Origin of the sequence: Streptomyces sp. NPDC053755 (assembly GCF_040677675.1) — a bacterium.
GTDB lineage: Bacteria > Actinomycetota > Actinomycetes > Streptomycetales > Streptomycetaceae > Streptomyces.
This window is the reverse complement of the sequence record NZ_JBFASK010000037.1, coordinates 64,637-65,845: the sequence shown is the minus strand read 5'-3', so window position 1 is coordinate 65,845 and position 1,209 is coordinate 64,637. Positions and strand designations below refer to the sequence as shown.

The 1,209-nt window shown below is 70.1% G+C and carries 1 pseudogene; it reads right to left on the bottom strand.

The annotated features are described in order from the left end of the window. Positions 1–110: 110 nt before the first annotated feature. Positions 111–1,209 (bottom strand): annotated as a pseudogene (locus tag AB0K65_RS27555) (hypothetical protein); the annotation flags it as partial.

Genomic DNA, 1,209 nt, shown 5'->3' with positions numbered 1-1,209 from the left:
GCCGATGGTACTGCAGGGGGGACCCTGTGGGAGAGTAGGACGCCGCCGAACAATCTTTCAGGACCCTTGGTCCCAGCGTTCACGCTGGGACCAAGGGTCCTTTTTGTTTGTCAAGAATCTTTCCAAAGCGCGTCCGGGTGCCGGCTGCGCGAGAATGACTGCAGTACCCGAAGACAGGAGTCACGTCGATGTCCACCAACTCTCCCGACGACCGTCCGGAGCGCGAGCCGCGTCACAGGGACGGCGGCGAGCGGGGCGGCTTCCGTGGCCCGCGTCGAGACGACAACCGTGGTGGCGACACCCGAGGCGGCGGCGGTTTCCGCCGTGACGACCGTGGTGGCGACAACCGTGGCGGCGGCGGTTTCCGCCGTGACGACAACCGCGGTGGGGACACCCGTGGCGGTGGTTTCCGCCGTGACGACAACCGCGGTGGGGACACCCGCGGTGGCGGTGGCTTCCGCCGTGACGACCGTGGTGGCGACAACCGTGGCGGTGGCGGTGGCTTCCGTCGCGATGACAACCGTGGTGGCGGTTTCCGCCGTGACGACAACCGCGGTGGGGACCGTCCGGCGTTCCGTCGTGACGACCGCCGTGATGACCGCGGTGGCGACACCCGTGGCGGTGGCGGCTTCCGCCGTGACGACCGGCGTGATGACAACCGTGGTGGCGAGCGTCCCCCGTTCCGTCGTGACGACCGTGGTGGCGACAACCGTGGCGGCGGCGGTGGCTTCCGTCGCGACGACAACCGCGGTGGGGACCGTCCGGCGGTCCGTCGTGACGACCGCCGTGATGACCGCGGTGGGGACACCCGCGGTGGCGGCGGCTTCCGCCGTGATGACCGTGGTGGGGACAGCCGTGGCGGTGGCGGTTTCCGCCGTGACGACCGGCGTGATGACAACCGTGGTGGCGAGCGTCCCCCGTTCCGTCGTGACGACCGTCGCGATGAGCGTCCCTCCTTCCGTCGTGATGACCGCGGTGGCGACAACCGTGGCGGCGGCGGTGGCTTCCGTCGCGACGACAACCGCGGTGGGGAGCGTCCGCCGTTCCGTCGTGACGACCGGCGTGATGAGCGCCGTGACGAGCGTCCGGCGTTCCGTCGTGATGACCGTCGTGACGACCGTGGTGGGGAGCGTCCGGCGTTCCGTCGTGATGACCGTCGTGACGACCGTGGTGGCGAGCGTCCGCCGTTCCGTCGTGATGACCGTCGGT